This is a genomic window from Arthrobacter sp. GCM10027362 (genome assembly GCF_042679445.1).
Lineage (GTDB): Bacteria > Actinomycetota > Actinomycetes > Actinomycetales > Micrococcaceae > Crystallibacter.
Map to the genome: position 1 here is coordinate 29,164 of NZ_JBHTML010000002.1, position 25,402 is coordinate 54,565.

Genomic DNA, 25,402 nt, shown 5'->3' on the forward strand with positions numbered 1-25,402 from the left:
CCTTACCGGCCCCTCTGTTGCTGCCTCGCCGCGTACGAGCCGAGGCCAAGCGCAGCATCGCCTGCTACGCCCGGGCCCTGGTCTACGACGGCGGACGGTGCTTCTCGATGCCGGTTCGACCGTGGCGGCTCTCGCCCACGAGCTGCGCGAGGACATTTCGCTGACGATTTCCACGACCTTCCTGGCCGTCCTCGAGGAGTTCGCCGAGCCTGACGACGTGCACGTGGAGTGCCTGGGCGGCACCCTGCGGCATCCGAGCCAGGGATTCGTCGGCCCGCTCACCGAAGCTGCCCGCGAGCGACTGACCTTCGACAAGGTGTTCCTCGGCGCCGACGAGGTCACGCCCGGCACCATCTGCGAGGCTGACCTGCAGCAGACCCGGCTCAAGAAATGACCGGGGTAGTTGGAAGTCTTCCAACCAGGCCGACAAACATCGGCTGAAGGAGTCAGAGCTCGCGGAGGTAGCACAGCATCCGGTAGTCCTTGCCCGGCTGGACGTTGGTGAAGCCGTGGCGTTCGTAGAACCGGCGGGCGTCGGCGTCAACCTCGTCGACGTTGATGTGCACCTCGGCTGCGCCGCGCTCGCGGACCCGGAGGATCGCTGCCGTCAGCAGGGCGGTGCCGATGCCCCGGCCGCGCAGGCCGGGGCGTACGTAGAGCTCCTCGAGCTGGGCCAGGGCCCCGTCGTAGTACGGGGTGGGCCGCAGGGTCAGGAACGCGAAGCCTGTCGGGGCCCCGGGGTCCCCTGACAGCAGTACCAGCACGTCATCCCGGGCCAGGAGGAACCTGAACCGGGCGGCCAGCTCCCCGGCAGTCGGGCCGGGTGTCTGAAACTCGGCGTTGAAGTCGTACAGCAGGCGCCCTACCGCGCCCGCCTGCCCGGCCGATGCGGGGAAGACTTCGGTGGTGGTCATGGAGCCATTCTGCATGGCTGGCCTCCGCCTCTGGAAGTCCTGCCATCGGCACGCGGGGAAGTCCAGTGCGGGCACCGGCATAAAGGCGCGATGCGCGCCAGGCTGCTGCCCGAAATCGGGGTTGGGTGTCATATGCGCTGTTATCGGCGCTTCTTAGCGCCGTCGTAGCCCTGCGGCTGACGCGCTGGGGCAGCGGGACGCCTGCCTGCGCTGAACCGGTCCCGCGGCCCGGGACTACCGAGGCCACAGGTTCGCTCCGTGCCGGCGACACCCCGGACGGGCTCGGGGATGTGCAATCGGCAATGAAGCCGCCGGAGAACAGCCGGGCAGCGGGGCAGGCAGGGACAGCGGACATCACCTGCGACATCAGCATCCCCTGGGACGGTGCAGCCTGGCGGGAAACGGATAACACCCGGGGGCACGCCGGGGTGCGCTCTCCGCATCCCCGGCGGGCGGCACCGCGGAAGCGCCCGTCGCGGATGCGGAACAGCCTAGGCAGCATCGGGATATGAGCCGATGAACCCGCTCATTGTGACAGGAGAATCAGCAGCCGCGCCGGCCCATACCTGATCCCCTGTCACAGATGAAACCGCCGCTCCGAAGCGCGGGAGTCTGTCCGCCGCTTCCGCATGCGGGAGCCCGGGCGCGCTGGGATCCGACCGGCGGGAGACCGGCTGCCAGCAGCAGGGGAACCTGCGGTTCGCACGTCCTGTGCCTGAAAGGCCCGCCTTCCGGGGAGCCGAAGCAGAGGACACCCGGTGATCAGGCCGACGGCACGGGAGTCGGGTCCCGGCGGGAATCGTTTCCCGCCGGGACGGGGCGGCCTGGCTCAATGATCCGTTCCTGCGCCCCTGCAGACTTGTCCAGCCGGCTGCTGATTCCCAAGGGCGAGAAATCAACGCGGGCGGAATACCTCCTATCCAGATGCAGGATCTCTACGTTTGTGCCCTTGGCGGCTGCGAAGGGATCGAGCCACGCGAACGCAAGGAAAAGGCCGGACGTCGGGTCTTCAGCAGTGCTCGTAACAAAACCTACGGCGACGCCGTCCTTCGTCACCGTTTCACCCGGGACGATGGCATGACGTGTGTCTTGGAGTTGGATGCGTACGAGGAGACGGTGCCCGGGGCGCGGGCCATCATCCTCAGATCGCCCTGACAGGAGGCCGGCCTCGAAAGCGTTATCCTGGGGCCCGTAGTCGGTTCCGAAAGTCGGGACTCCGTTCGCAATGCGCAGGGCGCTGAATGCCTCGTCCCCGACAGGTGTGATCCCGTGCCCGGCGCCAGCTTCGAGGAGCATGTCCCACAGGTAAAGCCCGTGCTCGGTGGCGGCATATAAGGTCCAGCCGCCTACTCCTGTCTTAGTCTCGGCCACAAGGCGGACCGGGACGCCTCCGATATCGGCCAGTGGTGCCTCCGCCGTACCATCCTCAGGCAGGGCGTCAGCGCTGAGCGAACGGAGAACGGCCGACGATTTAGGCCCGATCAAAGCCAGAGCTGTGGTCGCCGAGGATTTGCCGGCCACGGTCACGCCATCGAGGTGCCCGGTTTCCCGGCGAAGATGCCATACGTCCTCGGGACCGTTGCCGATGATGAGGAACGTGTCCTGCGCAGTCCGCACGATCGTCAGATTGGCCGCAATTCCGCCGGCGGAACTACGCACCAAAGCGCTGTCCCATGCGTTGACCGGCAAACGAAGGTCTGAGGACAGCACCGACCTCAGATGCTCCTCAGCGCCCGGGCCGCTCACCAAGAAAACGTTGAGGGACCCCTGGTCGACAAGGGCTGCGCCGGTGGCGGCTGCCCGGGCCTCCGCCGATATGTTCGGCGCCCACCCGTAACTTCCCCAGGCATCCCGTTTGACGGGCGCGAAGCCCGCAGGTTCTGGCGACGCGTACCACAGCGGGCGTTCCCATCCACGGGATTGGCCGAATACCGCACCGAGCACCTCCTGCCTGAGGTAGAAGGGAGTCGTGGCGAATCTCTTGAGTTGCTTCGTCTGCTTGCGAGGATGGCTGACATCGTATACCTCGTCGTAGTTCTCGCTTGCCCGTGCGATGCTGACGGTGCGGGTGAGATGGGCCTGGTCGAAGCGGCGGAAGTCAAGGCTCGTCGTATCGATACCGGGGTCACCGGTGACAATCCACTCGGCGAGGACCTGGGCCACGCCGGCGGACTGGGTAAGCCACACTGACTCGCCCAGCCAGAGGCCCTTAATTCCGGGCACTTCGCCGAGAATCGGGTTGCCGTCAGGTGTGAAGGAGAAGATTCCGTTGTAGCCCGCTGCGGGCTGGCACTGGTTCGCGTCGGGAAAAAGGCGCCGGACTTCATCCCACCCGTCCTTCAAATCATCCCAGGTCAGCGGGTGGATGGCCGGCTCGATCTGTGTGCGGGCGAATTCGGCCGGTGATGCGATCTCCGTTTGGTCAACCACCATGACACGGTGTTCGTACGTCCCCCAGCACAGGCGGTCTCCGGCCTGGCGGAAATACGATCCTGTGGCCTGATGCCGGATCATGGGGCGGTCGATCTCGACTTCGTCGCTGAATCCCGCAAGGGACGGAAGCGTGCTGGTGGAGGAGGAACAGTGCTCCATCGGCACCATCGGAAGCTCAAGTCCGAGCAGTTTCGCAAGTCCGGGTCCCCAGAGGCCGGCACACACGACGACGATGTCCGCCGCAATGAAATCGGTCCCGGACGGGAGTTCGTCGCCTTTCGAAGGGTTGCCGGGTACTGGCGGGGTGGAGCAAACATTGACGCCGCGCACGCGGCCGCCTTCGACGCGGAAGCCGGTGACTTCGGTGTGCCCGTAGAATTTTGCCCCGTTTGCAATCGCACGACGCGCCTGCCACTCTACCGCGCGCACCGATTTGACGACCCCGTCCGTCGGCGTATGAAAACCACCGAGGACGGCAGACGGGTCGAGTCCCGGGAAGAGTTCAGCGCACTCATCGGCCGATACGATCCGTGAGGGGATGCCCCAGGACTGTGCAAGATTGTGTCGCCGGTGGAGGTAGGACATGCGTTCGTCGTCGCATGCGAGCTCGAGCCCGCCGACGCGCTTGAGGATCCACTGCCCGTCCAGCGACAGGCCGTCGAGCTTGTCGAGGGTGCGCCGAGCCAGTTCAGACATGACCGATGAGCCGGTCGTCTGGAACGCAAATCCCGGGGCGTGGGACGAGGATCCTCCGGTGCGGTAGAGGGGGCCCTGGTCCACTACCGTGACAGAGGACATCCCAAGTTGGGTGAGGTCGTCTGCCAGCGCCGCTCCCACCACCCCCGCACCGATGATCACGATTCGGGTGTCTGCCTCAAGTCTTGTGGTCGCCACGTAATCTCCCTTGTTTGCAGGGACTGCCATGCATCCCTAGTCAGATTTTTGAGCTGGTTTCACAGCGCGAGAACGCGTTCTCGTCCAAAAAAGCGGCCAGTCGGCGCCGCTGGCGATCCGCGAAGTGGCTGCGTAAACCGTAGGCCGGATCACAGTCTAGGATGAGATATGTGATCACACAATAGGGCGGTGGTTGCTTTTGCCCAACCACGAGGCGAGACTTCGGCACATTGTCGCGGATCCGGGCAGCCACGGGAAAGCCCTGCCCGTGGTGGACCAGCCGGCCGACGTCGGGGCGCTGCCCGTGGCGGTCTCCCGGGGCATGGGAGCTGCGGCCGGCTACCTGCCGGAGCTGGCAATGCGCCGGATCACGGACCTGCGTCCCGGCCTTCATGGCCCCCTTAATACTTAAGTCCTGCCCGGTGCCCGGCATCGGCGTCAGGACCTGCGCCCGCTTCCTGGCCGAAATCGTCGGCAAGGACTTCAAGGACGCCGGCCGTCTGGCCTCTTATGCCGGCATCGCCCCGGTCACCCGTCGCTCCGGCAGCTCGAGACTTCTGACCAGATGGCGCGTTTCGTGAGGAAGCCGCCCTGTGCGTGGTGTTTGCGCAGGAGAGGATGACGAGCCTGCCGCCGATAGCAGGGCGCGGTGTGCCCGGGATGGTTCTCAGTGGGAGAGGAGACGCTTTTCAAGGCGGCGCCGGGCACTGGCGAGCGATTCTTCGGTTAATGCTGCGGCGGCTGCAGTGTCCCGCGCTTTCGCTGCTGCCAAGATGGCAGGCTGGGGCGTCCACAAGGATCCGTCATTGTTGGCGATCGCTTCGGTAGCTCCGATGACTTTATAGGGCCGGCACTGAAGCCAAAGATTTTCAATGCTATCCATCAGGACGGGATTGCCCGCCGCGGAGTAGAGCGTGCGAAGAAGATCCTCGTCATCGTCCAAGGCATCCCACACTCGGCCTTCGGCTACCGCCTTCTGCATTCTGGCGCAAGCAGCTTCCATGCGGGCGATGTCCTCGTCATCTACGTTCGGGGCCCCCCGTCGCGCAGCCTCGACTTCCAAAATCTCCCTGACTGCATAGATATGAATAAGCTCGGCCACGGTAAATTCGCGTACCACCGCACCCCTGTGCGCGGCGAGGCGCGTGGCAAGACCTGCTTCTTCGAGCCGGCGGATTGCCTCCCGAACCGGCATGACACTGGTGCCGACCATTTCGGCGACGTCCCTGACCCGCAGAGGAGTTCCCCCGGCGAGCTCACCGGTGAGAATGGCATTGCGCAGTACGTCATAGACCTGGTCAGCCACCAGAGTGGGAGTGACGGTGCGCCTCAAGAGGGGCACTGCGTTGTCATTCTGTTCGGCCATGTCTGGCCTTGTCTCTGCGGCAGACAGCCGAGCGGCAGGCTGCTTTTTTCCTGTCATGGAATCGATCCTAAAGGACTCCCTCATGCTCCAGATAGTCGACGAATCGCCGCCGGCAGCCGGGCAGGGATGCCAGGGCGGCCCTGGTCCGGCGGATTGGATGAGCGAGCCAGCGGCCGCAGCGAAATGCTCCGATGCCCGGTCCTCGTTTTTCATCCGGGAGAAGGTTCAAAGTGCCGGGCTTGCAAGTCCCGGAATGGGGCAGCCGCCGCTTGTACAGATCAAGCGGCGGCTGCCCGAAGCCGTCCAGGGCCGTGGCGGGAGGAAAACCGGACGGCAGTCGTTGGAGGTTGGATGCGGGGGACAAGCGCCCCGCATCCAACCGGTCACTGGGCGAGGTAGGGGTAGCGCCAGTCGGTGGCGGGTGCGAAGTTCTCGTGCACGAACCGTCCGCTGATCCAGCGCTGCAGGGCCAGGCGGGAACCGGTCTTGTCGTTGGTGCCGGAGCCGCGGCCACCGCCGAAGGAGACCTGTCCCATGAGGGCGCCGGTGGGCTTGTCGTTGATGTAGGTCATGCCCGAGGCGTTGCGCAGCCTGTCCAGGGCCACCGAAACGGCGCGGCGGTCGTTGGCGAAAATGGAGAGCGTCAGGGCGAAGTCGCTGGTCTGGTCAACCAGCTCCAGCACGGCGTCCCATTCGCTGTCCTCGTAGACGTAGACCGCCAGGAGGGGTCCGAAGAACTCCTCGACCAGGGTGAAGGCGTGCGGGTCGTCGGTTTCGAAGATGGTCGGGTCCACGAACCATCCCTCCTCCGGGCGCACGGTGCCGCCGGCCAGGAGCGTGTGGCTCGGGAGGGCCTTGGCCTTCTCGATGGCGCCTTCGAGCTTGCGCAGCGAGCCCTCGTCGATGACCGCGCCCAGATATGTCTCGTGCTCGGCGACGTCGCCCACCCGCAGGGATTTGACGGTTTCGACCAGTTCGTCCTTGATGCGGTTCCAGATGCTGCGGGGCAGGTAGGCGCGGGATGCGGCCGAGCACTTCTGGCCCTGGTATTCGAAGGCGCCGCGCACCAGGGCGGTGCGCACGGCGTCGGCATCGGCGCTCGGGTGGGCGAGGACGGCATTCTTGCCGCCGGTTTCGCCCACCAGGCGGGGGAAGGCGCGGTAGCGGTCGATGTTCTCGGCGGCCTTCTTCCACAGGCTGCGGAAGACGCCGGTGGAACCGGTGAAGGTCAGGCCGGCGAAGTCGCGGTGTCCCATGGCGTAGTCGGAGACTTCCTGGCCCGAGCCGTGCACGAGGTTGATCACGCCGGGCGGGAGGCCGGCCTCTTCGAACATCCGCATCAGCACGTCGCTGCTCAGGGCCGACTTCTCGGACGGCTTCCACACGACCGTGTTGCCCATCAGGGCCGCGGTGGTCGGCAGGTTGCTGGCGATCGCGGTGAAGTTGAACGGGGTGATGGCCAGCACGAAGCCTTCCAACGGCCGCTGGTCGAGGTAGTTCGCCTCGCCCTGCAGCGCCGGGGGCTGGTCGTTGTAGATCTGCTGGGCCAAGTGGGCGTTGTAGCGGAAGAAGTCCGCTACCTCGCTGGCGGCGTCGATCTCCGCCTGGTGGAACGTCTTGGACTGGCCCAGCATCGTGGTGGCTACCAGCTCGTCGCGGTACTTGCCGGCGGCGAGGTCTCCGGCGCGCAGGAAAATCGCGGCGCGCTCCCACCAGGGGGTGCGCGACCAGTCGTGCTGGGCGGCCAGGGACGCATCGATGGCCGACTGCGTCACCGCGTCGTCCGCGGCCGGGATCCGGCCCAGCACCTGGGAATGGCGGTGCGGCGCCACGACGTCCCGCAGCCCGCCGCCGAGGGAGCGTTCGCCGTTGATCACGTGCGGCAGCTCCCGGACGCCGGCCGCTACCTCGGCGATCTTCTTCTTGACCGCGGCAGCCTCGGGGGAACCGGGCCGGAATTCGCGGGACGGCTCGTTGCAGGGGGTGGGCACCTTGAAGTTTCCGGCAAGGCTGACTGACTGGGTAGACATTTTCTGGTGTTCTCCTATGGGATGGGCCGGGAGCGCGGACGGTCCCGTCGTTGGGCTTAGTGGGGCTCGAGGCGGAGCTCCAGCCGGCGGCGTGCGCTGGCGAGGGAGTCTGCCGTGATGGTGGTGGCAGCGGCCGTGTCACCGGCCATGAGGGCCTGGACGAGTGATGGCTGCGGTGTCCAGAGCGTACTGTCGTTTTTGGCAGCGGCTTCGGACGCACCGATGACCTTGTAAGGACGGCACTGGAGCCAGAGCTGTTCGATTATGCTCACCAGGACCGGGTTGCCTGAGGCCTTGTACAGGGTCCTGAGGACTTCCTCATCCAGGTTCAGTGCGTCGACGATCCGGCCGTCATCGACCGCCTTCTGCATCCGCTTGCATGCCGCATCCATGTGGCGGACGTCGCTTTTGCTGACGTTCGGCGCCCCCATTGTGGCCGCCTGGACCTCGAGGGTGGTCCGCACGTCGTAGATATGGATGAGTTCGGTCACGGTAAACTTCCGAACGGCGGCGCCCTTGTGCGGGGCGCGGGTGGCCAACCCTGCCTCTTCCAAGCGGCGGATCGCCTCCCGCACAGGCATGACGCTCGTGCCCACCATGGCGGCAAGATCCCGGACACGCAGCGGTGCCCCGGCTTCGAGCGACCCCGTCAGAATGGCGTTCTCCAGCACCTCATACACTTGGTCAGCCACCAGTGTGGGGGTAACCGGGTTTGCGATCTGAAGACCCATGGAGAACTCCGTTCTGTCGGCTGGACGCGGCTGGATCTCATTATGTGATTTGTGATCCAAGCTCAATAATAAACCGCGGCGGGAACGGTCAGCCTCCGACGAGGGAGCGCAGGAAGAGCAGGAGGTTCGCAGGCTTCTCGGCCATCCGCCGCATCAGGTAGGGGTACCACTGCGTGCCGTACGGCAGGTAGACGCGCACCCGGTAGCCGTCCCGGACGAGTTCTTCCTGCAGGTTCCGCCGCACGCCGTAGAGCATCTGGAATTCGAAGGACCGCTTGTCCAGCCCCAGGCTGCGGGCATGTTCCTTGACTACCTCGATGCAGGTGTCGTCGTGGGTGCCGAAGGCCGGGTCGGGCAGGTTCTCCAGGGTCCAGCGGGAGAGGTACTTGTACTGCTCGGTGACCTCTTCGGCGCTCTGGAGCGCGTCCTCACCCTGCTCGTCGAAGGCACCCTTGACCAGCCGGATCCTCGGCTTGATGTCGGTGAAGGAGAGGAGATCCCCGGGGGTCCGGCGCATGCACGCCTGGATCGCCACCCGTGTTTGCGGGTAGTCGGGGAGGATGCTCTTGTAGACGGCAAGCTCGTCCCGGCCGACCGAGCTGTGCTCCATGTCGACCTCGACGACGGCGTTGTTGGCCGCGCCGGCCGCGAGGAGCATCTTGAGGTTGTTCGCGCATTCCTGGGGGTCGATCACAATCCCGAGCTGGGAAAGCTTGACGGAAACCGTTGACCCCGGGGCCTGGGTCTTGATGTTCTCGATGGCGCCTTGGTATTCCTCGGTCGCCGCGCGGGACTGGGCAAGGTCGTGGACGGACTCGCCCAGAAGGTCGAGGCTGACGTCGATCCCGGCCTGGTTGAGGGCCTTCGTGGCCCGCCAGGCCTCGTCCAGGCCCTGGCCGGCGACGTACCGGTCCACAATGGGGCGGGTCAGCCGGTTTCGCGTTGCGATGGCTTCGAGTCTCTTGTTCTCTGCAACGTGCAGGAGAAGGCGGTTTGGCATGGGGGTTCTTCCTGATAGTCACATGTGCTTAGGCCGCGGGTCCGGCCATTCCTTGGATGTGGGTGCGGTCGCCAAGTCTGTGGCCCAGCTCTCTTTCGAGTGCTGCAGGTAACACCTTACTGTGTGATCACAAATCACACAATAGGGGGAGTTGGATCTCCTGGATTCTGCCGCACAGGCTCGAGAATCAGGGTGTATCCATGCTTAGCTCGGCTGTGGTTGGTATCTTCCTCGGCGGATTCGTCGGAGGATCACCCTCGGACCGCCGCCGGCAGCGGGTCATTTACGCCTCGGACCTGACAATGCTGATCGTCGCAGGCATCACGCTCTTTGGCCTCCCGGTGTGCCCGCGTCACCAATTGCGCAGCCGCCCGGGGCAGGCTTCCAAGGGCCGTAGCGTTCGGGCAGATCCCGCCACGGCGCCCCGGTGGCGCCCCGGTTCGCAGGTTGAGCAGGACCGCGTTGATCAGCTGCCGGACGATTCACAGGACAGGCCTAGGCTCCTGGCATTCGACGCGGTAGGGCCAGTTCAGCTGCAACGCCCACACCCAGCCCGACTATGGCCCCCATCAGCGTCTGCACGCTTCGGTCAAGGAAAAGCTGTCCCCCATCGGTCCCGGAAAGATCGACCAGCGCCGTCATGGCCAGGATCAAGGGCGTGAAAAAGGCCAAAGCCAGCGCATAGTTTCTGCGCATGTACATCTCGGTGGGAAACATCATCAGCGCTATTGCGGCCATTAAGGCCACGGGCGCCTGGAGCACCGCGAATACCGGGATTGCCAGCAGCACGCCGGCAGCAGTACCCAGCATCCTGTGCAGCCCGCGTCCAACGATGCCGGTAAAACCGACGGCCGAGAGCGGCACCACAGCCGATGCCATTGCCCAGTATCCATGCTGGGCGCCGACCCGCTGAGCCAGCAGGCCGGCCAGGGTCACCGCACAGACATGCGAAATCAGGGATGTCCAGGCCGCGGACCGGCACCGGGCCTGTCCACCTCCTTTGTTGTCGACACGGGTTTCCGGACGAAGCAGCATGCCGCCCAATATTGCAGCAGTTGCGGCCAGGACAAAGACGATCACCGGACCAGAGGTCCCGGCTTGGGTCGGGGCAGAGGCGGTGGCCCCGAAGGCGAACAGGCCAAAGAACGGCCCCGGGGGAGTACTGCGGATCTTGAATGTATACAGGCAGGCGCCCGCACAAAAGAAGGTTTCCCAAAGGACCAACTCGGCCGGGTGCGTTCCGGCGGCATTCAGGAAGGCGCCGAGCAGCACGCCGGACGCGACCATCACTGCAGCCCGGAGTTCGGCAGCGGCTCTGCCTCTGCGTCCTGGATATCCGCGTCCGAACATCACGGGGAAAACACCGAACACCGCAAATATCGTCAAGTCCGGCCTCTGGAAGACGGCCACCAAAGTGCACGCCGCGAACAGTGTGACGCATATCCTTATGCCTGCGGAAACGTCCTCACGTCCCACGCGCAGTTGGACGAAGGTCGAAACAAGTGCCCCGGCGCGGTGCATGACGGAGGACATGAGGATTCCAGTGTTACTTTGACTCAACTAGCATCCCAGCACGGTAGCGGTGGCCAGAAGTGCACCGTGTGTCGTGAGCCGCTGTGCTTCGTCTCCCATGACCAGGGTGTCAAGCTCCTTAAGTGTCCGTCCGTCGATGAGCCGCGCGCGGCCTGCAAGAACCATAGTTGATATCACGCCTTCGTCCGGGTCAAGGTGAACCTCGCCGTCCCGGAATTCAACGCTTAGCTCGCCCGTACAACTGTCCTGGCGCGTCATCAGGTTCAAGCCCAGCTGGGGCGATCCCGCCGGCAGGGTGACAGTCACCGATGCTTCGCCCGGAAATCGGGCTGCCTGGCCCAGCTTGAGAATAGAAGCCATACTTTCCACGTTTATGATGACCGGACCTGTGGTCGCCAATACAAAAACCCTGTCAATACCCGGCAGTGTAGAGAAATCGGCGTCTGCTTCAAGCTCCGCAAGGCTAAGCCTCCAGATGAAGCCGCCGGCAGTTTCTCCAGCAGCCACGTCAGGCCGCCTGCTGATCACCCGCGTGCGGCCCCTGCCATTGGCCCAGGCCGACGGGACAAGTTGCTGCGGGCGGACGATGCGGGCAGGGGGCCGGTCTTGCATGCGATTCCTTTGCATTGCCGCGGGCCAGGACGGCATAGGGCGAAGAATTTACGCCGCTGTTACCGAAAACCCTTGACCTGATATGTGATAACAGATTACATTTTAGCTGTGAGGCCGACCACATTCGGCCGCTTCGGACCAGCCGGATGACGAACCGGCCCGCCATCAGTAAGACACGCAGGGGCCGCCGTCCCTGCCCCCTCATACACGCGCCGGCCCGGCGCACACCCGGAGGATGAGCAGCCAGTGAACCAGAACCGACAAGACCGCGCCGGAACGGCCGCTTGCAGCACCCCAGCGGGCGTGCCCCAATTGCAACTGAGAAACATCCACAAGGAGTTCCACGGCCACACGGTGCTCTCGGACGTCTCCCTGGACGTAAGGGCAGGCGAGGTCGTCGCTTTCATCGGGCCGAGCGGGGCGGGCAAGAGCACGCTTCTGCGCTGTGTAAACTACCTGGAGACGCCCTCGGGCGGGGAACTGCTCATTGACGGCCGGCCCGCCGTGGCCGTTGCATCCAAGCCCACGCGCAATGAGCTGATGAAGCTGCGGCGCCAGGTGGGCATGGTGTTCCAGTCCTTCAACCTCTTTCCCCACATCAGCGTGCTCAGGAATGTGGCCCTGCCCCAGGAACGGGTCCTCGGCCGGTCGCACGATGAGGCCGAGGCCCGCGCAATGGAGCTGCTGACCCGGGTGGGCCTTTCGAACAAGGCCGACGCCCGCCCCGGCAGGTGCAGCGGCGGGCAGCAGCAGCGCATCGCCATCGCCCGCGCCCTCGCGCTTGAGCCAAGCATCATGCTGTTCGACGAGCCGACCTCGGCGCTGGACCCTGAACTTGGCGGGGAAGTCCTCGCGGTCATGCAGGAACTGGCGGCAACCGGCATGACGATGCTCGTCGTGACCCACGAAATGTCGTTTGCACGGCGTGTCTCGGATCGGACGGTGTTCATGGCCGACGGCCGGATCGTCGAGCAGGGCCCTCCCGAGGAGGTCTTCGACGCCCCGCGTGAGGCGCGCACGAAGAAGTTCCTGGAGGCGGTGCTGGAGCGGTGATCGAGGCAATTCCGTTCCTGCTGCAGGGGCTGGGTACCACCGTCATCATCACGGTCGGTTCCTTCCTCATTGGCGCCCTGTGCGCCGTACCCGTTGCCCTCGCACGAATCTCCGACATTCCGCCACTTCGCTGGCTCGCCACCGCTTACATCGAGATTGTTCGCGGCATCCCCCCGATTGCCTGGATGCTCGTCCTTTTCTACGGCCTCGGCCGGTACATCACGCTGCCGCCGCTGCTGGCGGCCTGCCTCGCGCTCGGAGCCGTTTCCACCGCCTACCTGGCCGAAAACTATCGGGCAGGAATCCAAGCCGTGGCGGGGGGACAGTGGGAAGGGGCCAATGCGCTCGGACTTTCAGGCCGTGACACGTTCTGGCGTGTTATTGCACCCCAAGGCATAGGGGTCGCCCTCCCGCCGTCGGCATCCTACGCCGTGGGGCTGCTGAAGGACTCTGCCGTCGCCTCGGTCATCGGAGTCAGCGATATCGCCTTCCAGGCCCTGACGCTGAACCAGCAGGGAAACCCCGGCCTGCCCATCTTCCTGGCGGCTGGTCTGGTCTATTTGACCGTCAGCATCCCCATGGCTGTCCTCGCCCGCAAGGCTGACAGCTTCATCCGAATCAGAAGCGCGGTGTGATCATGTTTGAGCAGTGGATTCAGTGGCTGCCGGGCCTGTTTACCGGCCTCCAAACCAGCCTCGCCGTGACCGGTCTCAGCCTCCTGCTGGGCCTCCCGCTCGGGCTGCTGTTCGCGTTCGGGATGATCTCACGCTCCCGGTTCCTGCGGCAGGTAACCATCGTGGTAGTCGAACTTGGGCGGGGCATCCCGCTCCTGGTCGTCCTCTACCTGATCTACTTCGGTTTGCCCGACTCCGGCATTGTGCTGGAGTCATTCGCAGCCGCCGTTGCGGGCATCGCCGTCAACACCGGCGCGTACACCAGTGAGATTTTCCGCGCAGGCCTCCTGAGCGTTCCCCGCGGGCACATCGAAGCCGCACAGAGCCTGGGGCTGAACTGGGCAGACGAGGCCCGGTACATCGTCCTGCCCCAAGCCTTCCGCGCAATCGTCCCCCCGCTGATGTCATACAGTGTCATCGTTTTTCAGGCCACAAGCCTCGGGTACGCGATAGCCCTTCCGGAACTGCTGAACAGCGCCTACCAGATTGGCTCGGTGACTTTCGAGTTCCTGAGTGTTTTCGCATTGGCCGGTCTTATTTACGCGGCCCTGTCCATCGTGGTGTCCCGGCTCGTGGATGCAGTGCACAGCAAGACCCGTTAACCTCCGCCAACCTTCCAGGAATGAGTTCCAATGTCCAAAATCAAACTGTCCACCCTGATGATCGCCGCGATTCTGCCCTTGGCGGCATGCGGCACGGCGAGCAGCAGCGGTGCGGTGCCGTCCGACTGTAAGCCCGTAGTGTCCGGTGTGAAAACCGCGAACGAGGGCAAGCTCACCGCCGCCGTTGCCGAATACCCGCCCTATGTTTCCATGAAGGGCGGATCATTGTCGGGCGTTGACGGAGAGGTCCTCAAGAGGATTGCCAAGGACCTTTGCTTGGAGCCCGATGCCAAGACCTCCAGTTTCACTGCCATCATCGAGTCAGTTAAAAACGGCAGCGTCGACCTCTCGGCCGGTAACTGGTACATCAACAAAGAGCGAGCGCAGCAGTTCGCCATCAGCGACCCCGTCTACCTGGACAAGATGGCCCTGCTGACCTCCAACGGCGCCGACACCATCGACGGCATCAGCGGGGGCACGGTCGGCACCCCGCAGGGATACCTCTGGGTCGGAGACCTGCAGAAGACGCTGGGCAATGACAAGGTCAAGCTCTACGCCACCGAGGACGCCGTCTACCAGGACGTCAAGAATGGCCGCGTCGGAGCGGGCGTGATGACCTACGGCGCCGCCCAGCAGCTGCTCAAGAACAACAAGGACTCCAAGCTGACGGTCACCGAACTCAAGCCCGACCAGAGGATCCAGGCGTCGGTTGGAGCCGCCCGCACTGCCGTCCTTGTCAATAAGGACAAGACCGTGCTGCGGGACGCGGTCAATCAAATCGTGACCAACATGCGCGAAGACGGCTCCTTGAAGAAGGCACTTGAGGATAATGGCTTGCCCGGATTGGCAGCCAACGTAGACGCTTCGCCCGCCGGCTAGCAGGAGCTGTCGGCTTCAGCAACCGGATAAAGGGCGGCTGGATCCTCCAGCCGCCCTTTGCTGTATATGCACGACCACCGTTTTCGCACCCGGGACAGGGAGCATCCTGCACGAATGGGGTAACCGGCGGAACAAGCTGCAGTGCGGCACAACCCGCCGGCCGCCGCCGATCACCGGCAGGCTTCAGGAAGATCTAAGAAGACCTTTGTCGCAGAAGGCGCGGATTCGATTTGGTAGACGTCGTGGGGCCTGCAGATAAGCGTGCAGGAAGGAATCCAGATGAAGAAAGTCAAGCGGCTGGCTTCGCCGCTGGGGGTAAGCGGTTCCCGTAGGCGGCTCAGTGCATCCACGGGGACGCACTGCCCGGTGAGCGGCTGGTGGGCCCCGTCCGCAGTAATCAGCTCCGCATCGATGTTCGGCGAGGGCGCCATCATGCCAACCTACAGAGGAGACCGCGTTGCATGGGTCTTCCTTTCCGCGGCCTGACGGGAAACAACCATGACCGGTGACCGCACAACAGCATATGCCCGCACCTTTGCCGCCTGCCTCGACGGTCCGAGGATCATCGAGATCTCTCGCCGGTACGGCACACCGGTCTGGGCCTACGACGCCGACCGGATCCGCGCGCAGATCGACCGGCTGCGCCAATTCGACGTGATCCGCTATGCGCAGAAGGCGTGCTCCAACACGCACATCCTCAGGCTCATGCGTGCCGCAGGCGTCCTCGTCGATTCGGTCTCCTGTGGGGAAATCGAACGTGCGCTAACAGCCGGGTACAGACCAACCGGACCCCACCAGCCGATCGTCCTTACCGCCGATATCCTGGACCGCTCTACTCTCAAGAGGGTGGTCGACCTTCGCGTGCCCGTCAATGCAGGGTCTCCGCAGATGCTCGAGCAACTTGGAGCCGCATCACCCGGTCATCCGATCTGGATCCGCATCGACCCGGGCTTCGGCCACGGACACAGTCGCAAGACCAATACAGGTGGAGCGCACAGTAAACACGGCATCTGGCACCAACATCTCGAAGCGAGCCTTCGCCTCGTCGACCGTTATGGCTTGGACCTGGTCGGCTTTCACATGCACATTGGCTCGGGCGTGGACTACGCGCACCTCGAGCAGGTCTCCGGGGCCATGGTGCATCAGGTACGGCGAAGCGGCCGGGACATCCGGGCGGTATCTGCCGGAGGAGGCCTGTCCGTGCCGTATGGTCCGGATCAACCGGAACTGGACACGGACAAGTACTTCAGGCTTTGGGACGCAGCCAGGCAGGAAATCGCCTCGGACCTTGGCCACGCCGTCCGTCTGGAAATTGAACCGGGACGTTTCCTCGGTGCAGGGGCGGGAATCCTCGCCACGGAGGTACGCGCGCATAAGTTGATGGGACATAACCGTTTCCTGCTGGTGGATGCAGGATTTAACGATCTAATGCCCCCTGTCCTGTATGGCAGCCGGCACGCCGTTAGGCTGCTGACGCCGGACGGTACGCCCAGGTCGGGGCCGCCGGTACCCACCGTCATCGCCGGCCCCCTTTGTGAGGCCGGGGACGTATTCACCCAGTCCGAAGACGGGGAAGTGGTGCACATACCGCTGCCGGCGGCTGAAGTCGGGGACATCGTCGTGTTTTACGACACCGGTGCTTACGGCGCGAGCATGTCCTCCAACTACAACTCGCGGCCGCTGATTCCAGAAGTGCTGGTCGACGGCAACCACACGCGGTTAATCCGTCGTCGGCAGACCATTCAGGACCTCCTCGCCTTGGAAACCCTTGGCGCAGAGAGTTGATCCGGCACCACAGGCCGGGGCGCCGTGTTGCATGCAGGTGCCCGGAACTGCCCAAGCTAGTAGAAGGACAGGACACAGAATGCCAATTCAGCCTGCTTTTACCCCTCCCGGCCTTGATACCAGGGAATGGGACCCTTCCTCCTGGCACTCCGTGACCAGCGGTGGAACTGTAGCCGTCACCTCAGGGGACAACGTTGTGGCCCTCGGCACCATCGACGGCCACGCAAGTGACCGGTCCGTTTTTTGGCTCTGGCTTTCGACGATGGGGGAGCGTCGCTTGCTCCTGTCCGATGACGGCTTGGATGTCGGGACAGCCAGGGAGCCCCGAGCAACATTTGGAACCTTGATCCCCCGGACCGGGATGGGCAGATGCAATCTGACAAGACAGTTGGCGCAGTGACGGGGCAGAAGTGACAGCCATGCTGGCCACCTACAGTGCATGGCAGACCCCCGACCCGAGAACCGCCCCGGCTGACAGACGAACGCCTTCTCGACCAACAGGTGCATCGAAACAACCAGGAACGCAACGTATATCCTCAGCCGGGCCCGTGCATCGACTGTCCGGCCCGGTGTGCGCTGCCCGCCTCCCCCCCGGGGCACGCTTTGGGCACTGCGGCTTGGGGGAGGCCCCTCCATCGACCGGGTCTGGGGCGGGTTAGGAAACCAGCGACCGGGACATATCGACGTCGGCCGGCCTCGCGGCCGTCCGGTTCGCCCAACGCGTGGGCCGCCTACCAGGATTTCATGAAGCCATCGTGTCTTGAAACTGGTCTTCCGGGGTGGGCGGCGGATCTGCAGCCCCGCGTTGGAAGAGGCAGCCAGCCGCAAGGCGAGAGGGATGCGGTGGGCTGCCTTAGGTCAACTGCCGGCAAAACTGCTGACGTATTGACCCCCGGGCTGCCGCGGACCCGGGGAAGAGTGACGGTTGGAGACGGCTTAGTCGGTTTCCGGTCCCCAGCAGAACGGGCATTCCAGGAAATCGGCTCCATCCAGACAGGTTTTAACCGAGGCAGGCCGGGGCAGGCTCTGGGGTCCGTGTGCTGCCAGCAGGCCGCCGGCAGCAAAATCTGCGCTTTCCAGCGTGGTGATTTCTTCCATTTCCTTAGCTTTCTCAAAAATAGGGCCGTAGTGCTGATCCACAAAATCGGTGTCAAAGCCATTGCCCTGCACGCCGCAATTTTGCCCGGATACGGCCAATAATCGGTATGATCGGCGGATTATTCGGCGCTGGGGTGCAGGCCTGCGCTAGGGGTATAGCCCCCGGATTTTATGCGCCTTGGCGACCTTGTCCACAGCGGTGGCGGTCGCGGTTTCCCGGAGGGTCAGACCCAGTTTTCGCTGGGTTTCCAAAAGGTTATGCCACGCGGCAAGCATTCGATGTTCGAGCCGCTCGTCCACTTCTGCCTCGGTCCACCAGTAGGCCTGGTTTCCCTGGACCCATTCGAAGTAGGAGACGATGACGCCTCCGGCGTTCGCAAGAATGTCCGGCACGACCAATGTTCCCGCTTCCTGGAATATTGCGTCGGCATCGGCTGTGGTGGGACCATTGGCACCTTCGACAATAACCTTCGCCTGCACCTTTCTGGCGTTCATCCGGTTCAAGACACCTTCGACAGCTGCCGGTACAAGCAAATCAACGTTCAGTTCCAGCAACGCTTCGGAAGGAACCGGTTCCGCTTCCGCAAAGCCTGCCACACTTCCAGTTCGGCCTGCATGCTCGGCGAGGTGACGGATATTGAGTCCTTTGCTTGAATAGACCGCACCGTACTGGTCACCGACCGCAACCACGCGAACCCCGGCCTTGGCCAAGAGCTCGGCCGCTCCTGCGCCGACCTTTCCGAAGCCTTGGATCGCAGCGGTACAGCGGGCCGGGTTCAGGCCCTTGTGCTCCAGGGCTGCCAGAGCAATGTGCACCACGCCCTTGGACGTGGAGGACGAGCGCCCCAGGCTTCCTCCCACGCTCACGGGTTTACCTGTTACTACGGCTGGAACGGTGTACCCGCTGGCAACGGAAAAGGTGTCCATCATCCAGGCCATGGTGTGCTCGTCTGTTCCAATATCCGGAGCCGGAATATCACGTTCGGGGCCAATGATTGGAAGGATTTCGCTGGTGTAGCGCCGGGTGAGCCGCTCGAGCTCGCCGCGGGAATACTGCCTGGGATCAATGGTGATCCCGCCCTTCGCTCCGCCGTAGGGAACGTCCAGCAAGGTGCATTTCCAGGTCATCCACATGGCCAGAGCGCGGACTTCGTCCAATGAAACATGCGGGCTGTAACGAAGCCCGCCCTTGGCGGGCCCGCGGGAGAAATTGTGCTGGACGCGGTAACCCGTGAATACTTCAACTCCGCCGTTGTCGAGCCGCAACGGGATTTGAACAATCATCTCGCGCCTGGGATTTGCGAGAATTTGATGCATCCCGTGGTCAAAGCCGAGAGTCCGGGCAGCCGCTTCGAGTTGGCTCCTGGCATTGGTCAGTGGATTGTCTTGATCGGTTCCCAGACCAACCGACTCATGGCTGCTGCGGATTGAGGTCGAGGCATCGATAGTCATTGTCCAACGGGTCCTTGAATTGCGGAGTTGATCCGAACGGATGTCAGGAAACGGCTGCTAGTCGACCAATGCAGGCGGGCAGGCATCGTCCGAAGGTAGAGAAGATGCCATCCCGGGTCACGGATAGCCGGAGCGCCCCGTCGACGGACGGTGTTTTCGCAGACCCGGTGCCGGCAATTCCTTCGGGATTTTCGTGCCAGCTGCTGGTTTCCTTCCAGTAAGCCATATCGAATAAGCGAGGTCCAATATTTTTTGTGATCACATTATTTCGTGCACAGAAATAATGAAACTGATCAGGCCTGTTGCCTAAGTAGCCCGCGGAGCTAGCGGTGCCGTCGCTGGGCAGGTCCGCGGCACTGAGGCCTTGGAGCCCGGACGCATTCCGGACGCCTGTGCCTCCAACATGGGCCGCTGCCTGTGGTTCGGCCCGGTCCACGACGCCTTGACGCGTACGTCTCCCTTGGCGGCCTGTGGCTGGACCCGGTGCTGCCGGAGTCCTTCGGCGACCTGCACATCACCAACGCGCCCACGGGCGCCGGACCGGTCACCATCGATGCGGCCGGTACCGGCGCCACGGTCCATAACCTGCCCGAGGGCATGGTCCTCCACCGCGGACACCGGCCCTGGATCACCGAACTCGTGGAGCAGGCCAAACTGCGCCCGGAGAAACAGGGAGAGGCGCAAAGCTGACATGTGAACAGCCCTGCGGCCCCGAGCGGGCTCATTCCCGTGAACGACAATTAGCCACCCGCACGCTGGCCTGGAGAATTGTCACGCTGAAGCTCACTTGCTTTACACCCCCGCCATTACCAGGGCGCGGCCTCGGGAAGCGGTAATCCGGCCGGCTGCTGGTCCAGCAGACGCGATGTCAGGCGCGAATGTTTCCGTATACCTTGACGAATTACGGCCGGTGCCCGCGCGGCACCGCCGTTCAGGGCTCGACCGGCAGGCCTGCCGTGCGCAGCACTCGGTAGCCATGTTCGCGGTCGTAGCCGTGCACTTCCCGGGTGCCCAGGGCCGCCATGAAGTCCAGGATGTTCGAGGTGATCAGCTGGCCGGGGACCAGCACCGGAAAGCCCGGGGGGTAGGGGGTTACGAACGCTGCCGATGTGACCTCTTGGCCCCGGAGCAGCCGTTCCCGGACAGCTGACTCCGTCAGGTAATCGCAGGAATCCGGCGTGTATGTCTCGAAGAACGCGGTCCGCAGGCAGCCATCCGGCAGGACGGCGTCCGACCGGAACTTGGCGGCGAAGCTGCTGAAGTCCGGCAGCGGCGGAGCGCCCTGGGTAAGCCTGGCAATGTGCGCCCTGTGTGCGGCCAAGGCGCGCGGGCTGAGGGCCGCAGTGGCTGCCTCGAACGATTCTGCGAGCTTGACCAGCACTTCGATCAGGTAGGCGACGGAGCTGCGGGAGGTGCCGATATTTGTCATGAACAGAACGCTGTTCCGCGAGGTCTTGTTGACCTGGATGCCGTGCTCGTCCATGAGGTACCGGTGCCGGAAGGTGTCTCCATCCACCCCCGTGGCCCCGATATACATCGTCAGGCGGCTGGGGTCGACAACGAACTCGTCGTTCTGCCACGCTTCGGCCATTCGTGAGAGGCCGTCGAGCATGGGCGTGGGGGAATCGGTCTTGCGGTACTCGGCAGGCACGAGCTCAAGAGTGTTCAGGATCCTGAAGTACTTCTTCAGCAGCGGATGGTGTTCGATGGCCTCGGCGATGCTGGCCGCCAGATCGGCCTGCTTGTGTACGAGTTCGCAGCCTTCCAGCTCGGCCTGGCGGCGGCCGACGTCCAGAGACGCGAGTATCTGGTAGTTGGGAGAGGTGGAGGTGTGCGTCATGTAGGCCTCGCGGAAGGCCTCTTCGCTCAGTCCGGCGAAATCCTGGTCGTAAACATGGATCATCGATCCCTGCCGCAGCGATGTCAGCGTCTTGTGCGTGGACTGGGTGGAGTACACGCGGATCCTGGCCTTGGCCGGATCGGGGACGAGCCGCGTCTCCAGCCACAGCTCATCGTCGCAAGGCTCCCCGGTTGCGGGGTCAAAGAGTTCCGCCGCCTGCGCCTGGTGCTGCTCGCGCACCGAGGGGTCGCGGAACTTCCGTTCAAGGGCCTGGCTTGCGGCCATGGCGGTACGACGGCGGTATATGGGATGGAATCCTGCGAAGGCGAACCATGCCTCGTCCCAGAGGAAGACAAGGTCCGGCTTGATGGCCAGACATTCCTCCATGACTCGTTCGACATCGTAGACGATGCCGTCAAAGGTACAGTTGGTCAGCGCCAGCATCTTCACTTCGTCCAGACGTCCGGCACGCCGGTAGTCGAGCAGCATCTGCTTGATCCGTCTCAGGGGCACGCCGCCGTACAGGGAAAACCCGTTGAGGGAGTACGCCTCAAGATAGGCAACTTTGGCTCCTGCCAGCAGCAGGGCATAGTGATGGGACTTGTGGCAGTTACGGTCCACCAGAACGACGTCGCCGGGCGCCACCATCGCCTGATGGACGATCTTGTTCGCCGTAGAGGTCCCGTTGGTGACAAAGAACGTCTGGCGGGCACCAAACGCCCGCGCGGCGAGGCGCTGTGCTTCACGAATGGACCCGTGGGGGTCAAGCAGCGAATCGAGGCCTCCGGAGGTGGCCGATGTTTCCGCCAGGAGAAGGTTCAGGCCATAAAACTCTTCCATGTCCTTGATCCACTTCGAACTGGAGACGGAGCCGCCGCGGGATACCGGCAAGGCGTGGAAGACGCCCCCAGGGCGTCTGCTGTGGTTTTGGATGGCCGTGAAAAAGGGCGTCTCGTAGCGGGCGTTCACGCCCTGCAGGATCGACAGATGCAACTCCAGGCTGTCTGCGCGGAGGAAGATCCGGCTGAAGTGGCTGGTCAGTGAGCCGCCCAGCTTTTCGATCGAAACCCCGGCGACCAGGTACAGGTCCAGGGCGGGCCGCAGTTCAGCGATTTTTTCCGCGAGTTTGAGGATTCGCTGGATGGGCCGGCCGGGGTCGAGATCCTGGGGCGAGTTCCTGGCGACGAACTCGCGCATGTCTCCTTCGAGGGGGCGCCGGGACCGGGTCTGGAACCCGGGCCGGATCACGCAGGCCTGGATGTCACCGTTCAGCAGCAGCGCGGCGATGGCGTCTTCGAAGCTGGGGACAATGTTGATGTCATAGATGAAGGGGTCCTGCGGCCGCCTCTGCCGAAACATGTCCTGGACAAAAACCGCTCCGTCTTCGGGCGAACAGTCGTCAACGAGCAGGACCTCAAAGCGCGGACGGCCCTCCTGCCGCTGCCCGCCCCTGTCGCCGGCGCCGTCTGCAAAGGCATTCGGCGAGCCCTCCGGCGTCCGGCGCCGATAGTGCTTGATGGCCTCAACAGCCTCCGCGAGGGCCGCGAAGTCCCGTTCTTCGATCAGTTGGCGAAGCTCTTCAACTGCTGCCAGGCCGGGGTGGGCCCAGTAGCCCTCGACCAGGTCCAGACGCTTGAGTACCTGAAGCATCTCCCTGTGCAGATGTTCTTCCGCTTCCGCGGCCAGACCGGTTCCCACCTTGTCGGCCGTATACGAAAGGTACTCCCAAAGATCTTCCCGCATGCGCCACACGTTGCGGGTTGCGGCCTCGCTCGTGTCATGGACGGTGTACAGGTCTGGGGCGGCGGGATTCAAAGGTGTGTCCTTTTCCTGAGCGGAGCCTTCGGCGCTGTCGTCGTTGACGAACGCCACACCGCAAGCTCCGGGCGCTTTGGCTTTGTGGGGTGGGGAGGATTTCCGGCTGCGGTTGTGGCCGGCAGCCAGGTGGGAAGGAACCCGCGCCGCCTCAGTGACGCGGGTGCCTTTGTGGCGCTCAGCCCATCATGCTTTGAAGGGCGTCAGCCAGGGCACGTGCACCGGTCTCAGCATCCTCGTCGAGGACATGTTCTTCAGGCGAGTGCGAGACTCCGCTGGGATTCCGGACGAAGACCATTGCGGTTGGAACATAGGGGGACAGCACGCCTGCGTCGTGCCCTGCACCGGTGTCCAGGACGGGGGCCTGAGGCAGGGCACGCTCGAGGGCCTGCTGCAGGCCCGTATCAAAGTGCACGGTCTGGCTGAGGGACTCTTCACTCATCTCGACCGCGCAGCCCTCGTCCGCCGCAATCAGCCGTGCAGCTTCGTGGATGCTCTCAACGATAGAGGCAGTCACGGCGTCGTCCGGGTGCCTGACGTCGAGCCAGAAATCGACCCGGGAGGCAATCACGTTCGTTCCTCCCGGTACCGGCTGCAGGCGCCCCACCGTGGCACGCGCATGCGGCTGTTTCCGTGCGGTGTCACGGATGGCCACGACGATCCTGGCGGCCGCGACCATGGGGTCCCGCCGGTCGCTCATCAGTGTCGTTCCGGCGTGGTTGCCCTGCCCATGCAGGCTGAAGCGCCACCGGCCGTGCCCGATAATCGAGGAGGCGATGGCCAGCGGGCGGTCCAGGTCAATCAGGCCGCGGCCCTGCTCCACATGCAGTTCTACGAAGGCGCCGATCTGGGACAGGCGTTCCTCGTCCCGCCCAATGAAACGCGGCTCAACCCCGCTCGCCCGGGCTACCTCCGCGAACGTAGCCCCCTCGGGATCCTTCAGGCTGCGGGCTTTGTCCGGATCGATGGCACCGGTCGTCAGGCGCGACCCAAGGCACGCGACGCCGAACCTCGAACCTTCCTCTTCGGCGAATACAACAATTGCCAGCGGCCGGGACGGCGCCTGCAGCCTGGACTTGAGGATATCGACGGCCACCAGGGCAGAAGCCACACCCAGCGGGCCATCGAATGCGCCGCCGCCGGGCACCGAGTCGAGGTGGCTGCCGGTGACCAGGCTGTTGCTCCGGTCGCCCCAGGGAACATCCCACCATGCCCAGATGCCGCCGTTGGGATCGTGTTCGACCGCCAAGCCCCGCTTCGTGGCCTGGTCTACGAACCAGCTGCGCAAATCCATTTCAGCCGTGGAGAAGACAGGCCGCGTGTAGCCGCCACGCTGGCTGTCCGCACCCGTCTTTGCGATTTCAGCCAGAAGGCCGGTGACTGTTGCGCTCGGAACTGCCGCCGGCGGGGGGGTGGTCTCCACGTCCGGAGCCATTAGCGGGCACCGATCGCCGCAAGACGGAACTGCTCGGGGACTGACCCGGCACCGGTGGCCAGATCCGCGGCAAGTTGTCCGATCAGCGGGGCAAACTTCCCACCATGGCCGGAGCAGGGGGAGAGAACGGTAATGCCGTCGACGCGGTCGAGAATGAAGTCTTCGGACGGTGTGTTCGTGAACAGGCAGGTCGTTTCGGCGTAGGGTTCCGGAATGAGGCCGGGCAGGTACTTCTCCACGTACTCCACCACGCGGCGGCGGTTCTCCGGATCAATCCGGCCATCCTGTTCGGCGGCCGAGGGCAGGATCTTGCCGCCGTTGTACTGGGCCACCTTCTGGCCGCGGAATTCGGCGTCCCGGCCTCCCGGCAGGCCGTATGCCTGCCAGCCTGCGCGCTTGTGAATAAACGTCGGCCACGGCGTGTAGGCGGTGTCGGAAGCATCCGCGTAGGGAAAGTGGTAGGCCTGCTCCTGGCGGACTTCGAGGGAGGGCATCTGGGCGATGAAGGACGATGGCAACGCCAGCGATCCGAGCAGCCAAGGAAGCCAGCCGCCTGCGGCAACGACGATGTTGCCTGCCGCCAGTGAGCGTCCGTCGCAGGACGTCAGGACGTAGCCACTGTCGGACTGGACAATGGAGTCGACGGCCCAGTTGGTCAGCAGCTGGGCGCCGTGAGCGACGGCCTGGTCCACCATGGAGGATACGGATTCATGGGCATCGATTACTCCCGCGCCCGGATGCCAGAGGACCTGGGTGTCGAAGGCGATCTGCGGCCACCGGGTCCGCGCTTGCTCAGCGCTCAGCAACTCGTGGTCGATGCCGCAGGATTCCAGCACCCCTGCCAGCTGCTCGGGCTGGCGTAAGGCGCCGTAGTCGACGGCGCCCGCAGGGGTGATGAGCTCCTTGCCGCTGAGCCGGGCCAGCTCATCCCAGCCGTTTTTCGCCTCCTGGACAAGGCGTGTGTAGAACTCCTCCGGGTAGGCGTACCGAAAGATGCGCGCTGATCCGTGAGAACTGCCGGCATCGTTGGCGGGAGTTGAGCGTTCGAGCAGTGTGACCTCGTGGCCCCGGCTGGCAAGCTGCCAGGCTGTGGCGGCTCCGGCCAGCCCCGCCCCGATGACGGCGTATTGGGTCGATTCCATGATGGCTCCTTCTGGAATGGAATGGGGGAATCGTCTTGCGTATCCCCTTCTGTTTCCAGTAACCCACCCGGACTAGCATTGAGTCCAATATTATTTATATCGATATTGTTGCTC

20 protein-coding genes and 3 pseudogenes are annotated in these 25,402 nt (G+C 64.1%); 9 read left to right on the forward strand and 14 right to left on the reverse strand.

All coding sequences use genetic code 11. The annotated features are described in order from the left end of the window. Positions 1-97: 97 nt before the first annotated feature. Positions 98-394 carry a hypothetical protein gene (locus ACFQ36_RS00625; protein WP_377009536.1) on the forward strand — a complete coding sequence of 99 codons (297 nt, stop codon included), beginning with the start codon at positions 98-100 and terminating at the stop codon, positions 392-394. A gap of 52 nt (positions 395-446) precedes the next feature. Here ACFQ36_RS00625 and ACFQ36_RS00630 read toward each other — a convergent pair whose 3' ends face one another. Then, positions 447-914: a GNAT family N-acetyltransferase gene (locus ACFQ36_RS00630; RefSeq protein ID WP_377009538.1), complete on the reverse strand. Its 468-nt coding sequence runs from the start codon at positions 912-914 to the stop codon at positions 447-449. 762 nt (positions 915-1,676) lie between these two features. After that, a complete protein-coding gene (locus tag ACFQ36_RS00635; protein ID WP_377009540.1) occupies positions 1,677-4,241 on the reverse strand; it encodes an FAD-dependent oxidoreductase in 2,565 nt (854 codons plus the stop codon). 199 nt (positions 4,242-4,440) lie between these two features. Between ACFQ36_RS00635 and ACFQ36_RS00640 the strand changes: the two are divergent. Beyond that, positions 4,441-4,629, forward strand: a pseudogene (locus ACFQ36_RS00640) (IS110 family transposase); the annotation flags it as partial. Positions 4,630-4,639: 10 nt separating this feature from the next. Beyond that, positions 4,640-4,822, forward strand: a pseudogene (locus ACFQ36_RS00645) (transposase); the annotation flags it as partial. 86 nt (positions 4,823-4,908) lie between these two features. Here the strand turns inward: ACFQ36_RS00645 and ACFQ36_RS00650 are convergent. The 7 genes and pseudogenes from ACFQ36_RS00650 to ACFQ36_RS00680 all read right to left on the reverse strand — a co-directional run bounded on the left by ACFQ36_RS00650 (position 4,909) and on the right by ACFQ36_RS00680 (position 11,549). Then, the gene (locus ACFQ36_RS00650) at positions 4,909-5,664 is read right to left on the reverse strand and encodes a GntR family transcriptional regulator (RefSeq protein WP_377009542.1); all 756 of its coding nucleotides are present in this window, start codon (positions 5,662-5,664) and stop codon (positions 4,909-4,911) included. A 326-nt stretch (positions 5,665-5,990) separates the two neighbouring features. Beyond that, complete coding sequence (pruA, locus tag ACFQ36_RS00655; protein ID WP_377009544.1) at positions 5,991-7,637, reverse strand: L-glutamate gamma-semialdehyde dehydrogenase; 1,647 nt, start codon at positions 7,635-7,637, stop codon at positions 5,991-5,993. Between the two features lie 56 nt (positions 7,638-7,693). After that, positions 7,694-8,368, reverse strand: coding sequence for a GntR family transcriptional regulator (locus ACFQ36_RS00660; protein WP_377009546.1), 675 nt, complete (start codon positions 8,366-8,368; stop codon positions 7,694-7,696). Positions 8,369-8,456: 88 nt separating this feature from the next. Continuing rightward, positions 8,457-9,368, reverse strand: a complete 912-nt coding sequence (locus tag ACFQ36_RS00665) for a proline dehydrogenase family protein (RefSeq protein ID WP_377009548.1) — start codon at positions 9,366-9,368, stop codon at positions 8,457-8,459. A gap of 381 nt (positions 9,369-9,749) precedes the next feature. Beyond that, positions 9,750-9,844 (reverse strand): annotated as a pseudogene (locus tag ACFQ36_RS00670) (IS5/IS1182 family transposase); the annotation flags it as partial. Between the two features lie 19 nt (positions 9,845-9,863). Further along, positions 9,864-10,901, reverse strand: coding sequence for an FUSC family protein (locus ACFQ36_RS00675; RefSeq protein ID WP_377009549.1), 1,038 nt, complete (start codon positions 10,899-10,901; stop codon positions 9,864-9,866). 27 nt (positions 10,902-10,928) lie between these two features. Further along, the gene (locus ACFQ36_RS00680; RefSeq protein WP_377009551.1) at positions 10,929-11,549 is read right to left on the reverse strand and encodes a HutD family protein; all 621 of its coding nucleotides are present in this window, start codon (positions 11,547-11,549) and stop codon (positions 10,929-10,931) included. 267 nt (positions 11,550-11,816) lie between these two features. Here ACFQ36_RS00680 and ACFQ36_RS00685 point away from each other — a divergent pair, with 267 nt between their 5' ends. The 5 genes from ACFQ36_RS00685 to lysA all read left to right on the forward strand — a co-directional run bounded on the left by ACFQ36_RS00685 (position 11,817) and on the right by lysA (position 16,506). Next, positions 11,817-12,566 carry an amino acid ABC transporter ATP-binding protein gene (locus tag ACFQ36_RS00685; RefSeq protein WP_377009553.1) on the forward strand — a complete coding sequence of 250 codons (750 nt, stop codon included), beginning with the start codon at positions 11,817-11,819 and terminating at the stop codon, positions 12,564-12,566. Beyond that, on the forward strand, positions 12,563-13,201 hold the full coding sequence (locus ACFQ36_RS00690; protein ID WP_377009555.1) for an amino acid ABC transporter permease: 639 nt from the start codon (positions 12,563-12,565) through the stop codon (positions 13,199-13,201). The genes ACFQ36_RS00685 and ACFQ36_RS00690 overlap by 4 nt, the downstream gene beginning before the upstream one ends. A gap of 2 nt (positions 13,202-13,203) precedes the next feature. Continuing rightward, a complete protein-coding gene (locus tag ACFQ36_RS00695) occupies positions 13,204-13,842 on the forward strand; it encodes an amino acid ABC transporter permease (protein WP_377009557.1) in 639 nt (212 codons plus the stop codon). A gap of 30 nt (positions 13,843-13,872) precedes the next feature. Next, the gene (locus tag ACFQ36_RS00700) at positions 13,873-14,721 is read left to right on the forward strand and encodes a substrate-binding periplasmic protein (RefSeq protein ID WP_377009559.1); all 849 of its coding nucleotides are present in this window, start codon (positions 13,873-13,875) and stop codon (positions 14,719-14,721) included. Positions 14,722-15,219: 498 nt separating this feature from the next. Next, positions 15,220-16,506, forward strand: coding sequence for a diaminopimelate decarboxylase (lysA, locus tag ACFQ36_RS00705; RefSeq protein WP_377009561.1), 1,287 nt, complete (start codon positions 15,220-15,222; stop codon positions 16,504-16,506). 936 nt (positions 16,507-17,442) lie between these two features. Here the strand turns inward: lysA and ACFQ36_RS00710 are convergent. Beyond that, positions 17,443-17,676: a hypothetical protein gene (locus tag ACFQ36_RS00710; protein ID WP_377009563.1), complete on the reverse strand. Its 234-nt coding sequence runs from the start codon at positions 17,674-17,676 to the stop codon at positions 17,443-17,445. 75 nt (positions 17,677-17,751) lie between these two features. After that, positions 17,752-19,056, reverse strand: a complete 1,305-nt coding sequence (locus ACFQ36_RS00715) for a Glu/Leu/Phe/Val dehydrogenase (protein WP_377009565.1) — start codon at positions 19,054-19,056, stop codon at positions 17,752-17,754. 417 nt (positions 19,057-19,473) lie between these two features. On the opposite strand from ACFQ36_RS00715, the gene ACFQ36_RS00720 reads away from it, so the two are divergent. Next, complete coding sequence (locus ACFQ36_RS00720; protein WP_377009567.1) at positions 19,474-19,746, forward strand: hypothetical protein; 273 nt, start codon at positions 19,474-19,476, stop codon at positions 19,744-19,746. Positions 19,747-19,987: 241 nt separating this feature from the next. Here ACFQ36_RS00720 and ACFQ36_RS00725 read toward each other — a convergent pair whose 3' ends face one another. The 3 genes from ACFQ36_RS00725 to ACFQ36_RS00735 all read right to left on the reverse strand — a co-directional run bounded on the left by ACFQ36_RS00725 (position 19,988) and on the right by ACFQ36_RS00735 (position 25,288). Beyond that, entirely contained in the window at positions 19,988-22,768 is a 2,781-nt protein-coding gene (locus ACFQ36_RS00725) for an aminotransferase class I/II-fold pyridoxal phosphate-dependent enzyme (protein WP_377009569.1), read from the reverse strand. Between the two features lie 121 nt (positions 22,769-22,889). Continuing rightward, complete coding sequence (locus tag ACFQ36_RS00730; RefSeq protein ID WP_377009571.1) at positions 22,890-24,146, reverse strand: allantoate amidohydrolase; 1,257 nt, start codon at positions 24,144-24,146, stop codon at positions 22,890-22,892. Continuing rightward, a complete protein-coding gene (locus tag ACFQ36_RS00735; protein WP_377009573.1) occupies positions 24,146-25,288 on the reverse strand; it encodes an FAD-dependent oxidoreductase in 1,143 nt (380 codons plus the stop codon). Before ACFQ36_RS00735 ends, ACFQ36_RS00730 begins: the two co-directional genes overlap by 1 nt. Positions 25,289-25,402: the final 114 nt, after the last annotated feature.

Excerpts from the sequence above, each read along its gene's own strand:
- ACFQ36_RS00630 (WP_377009538.1), bottom strand. The coding sequence starts at position 914 with ATGACCACCACCGAAGTCTTCCCCGCATCGGCCGGGCAGGCGGGCGCG.
- ACFQ36_RS00650 (WP_377009542.1), bottom strand. The coding sequence starts at position 5,664 with ATGACAGGAAAAAAGCAGCCTGCCGCTCGGCTGTCTGCCGCAGAGACA.
- pruA (WP_377009544.1), bottom strand. The coding sequence starts at position 7,637 with ATGTCTACCCAGTCAGTCAGCCTTGCCGGAAACTTCAAGGTGCCCACC.
- ACFQ36_RS00660 (WP_377009546.1), bottom strand. The coding sequence starts at position 8,368 with ATGGGTCTTCAGATCGCAAACCCGGTTACCCCCACACTGGTGGCTGAC.
- ACFQ36_RS00665 (WP_377009548.1), bottom strand. The coding sequence starts at position 9,368 with ATGCCAAACCGCCTTCTCCTGCACGTTGCAGAGAACAAGAGACTCGAA.
- ACFQ36_RS00675 (WP_377009549.1), bottom strand. The coding sequence starts at position 10,901 with ATGTCCTCCGTCATGCACCGCGCCGGGGCACTTGTTTCGACCTTCGTC.
- ACFQ36_RS00680 (WP_377009551.1), bottom strand. The coding sequence starts at position 11,549 with ATGCCGTCCTGGCCCGCGGCAATGCAAAGGAATCGCATGCAAGACCGG.
- ACFQ36_RS00695 (WP_377009557.1), top strand. The coding sequence starts at position 13,204 with ATGTTTGAGCAGTGGATTCAGTGGCTGCCGGGCCTGTTTACCGGCCTC.
- ACFQ36_RS00700 (WP_377009559.1), top strand. The coding sequence starts at position 13,873 with ATGTCCAAAATCAAACTGTCCACCCTGATGATCGCCGCGATTCTGCCC.
- lysA (WP_377009561.1), top strand. The coding sequence starts at position 15,220 with ATGACCGGTGACCGCACAACAGCATATGCCCGCACCTTTGCCGCCTGC.
- ACFQ36_RS00715 (WP_377009565.1), bottom strand. The coding sequence starts at position 19,056 with ATGACTATCGATGCCTCGACCTCAATCCGCAGCAGCCATGAGTCGGTT.
- ACFQ36_RS00730 (WP_377009571.1), bottom strand. The coding sequence starts at position 24,146 with ATGGCTCCGGACGTGGAGACCACCCCCCCGCCGGCGGCAGTTCCGAGC.
- ACFQ36_RS00735 (WP_377009573.1), bottom strand. The coding sequence starts at position 25,288 with ATGGAATCGACCCAATACGCCGTCATCGGGGCGGGGCTGGCCGGAGCC.